At 72.6% G+C, this 446-nt stretch carries 1 protein-coding gene; it reads right to left on the bottom strand.

Features of this window, described 5'->3' with window-relative positions; translation table 11 throughout:
• The coding region (locus HX774_RS19535; protein ID WP_178829040.1) for an iron chelate uptake ABC transporter family permease subunit at positions 1–446 on the bottom strand (446 nt) is incomplete at both ends.

Here is a 446-nt window from a genome sequence, read left to right as displayed (position 1 = left end):
CGCCAGACCGACAAAGCCGATCACTCCGGCCACGGCCACCGCCGCCCCCGCTGCGACCGCCGAGGCGATCAGGGCCAGAACCCGCATCCGTCCCATCGACAGACCCGACGCCCGCGCGGCTTCCTCGCCCAGGGTCAGCATCCGCAAGCCCGGCGACGCCCCCGCCGCAAAGACAGCGGCCACCGCCAGCGCCGGCGACACCCAGGCCACGTCGATCCAGCTGCGGTTCTGCACCGAGCCCAGCAGCCAGTTCATCACCTCAGCCGAGGCGATGGGCGACGGCGACAGGTTGAATATCAGGGCCGTCAGCGCGCCCGCAAAGCTCGACAGCGCCACCCCGAACAGGATCAGCGCCTCGGGCGCCCGCACCCTGGCCGCAATGGCGACCAGCAACAGGCCCGCCAACGCCGCCCCCACCAGGGCTGCGCTCTCGACCAGCCCGGGGA

It is taken from the genome of Brevundimonas sp. P7753 (assembly GCF_013386595.1).
Classification (GTDB): domain Bacteria; phylum Pseudomonadota; class Alphaproteobacteria; order Caulobacterales; family Caulobacteraceae; genus Brevundimonas; species Brevundimonas bullata.
This window is presented reverse-complemented; position numbering and strand designations above follow the sequence as displayed.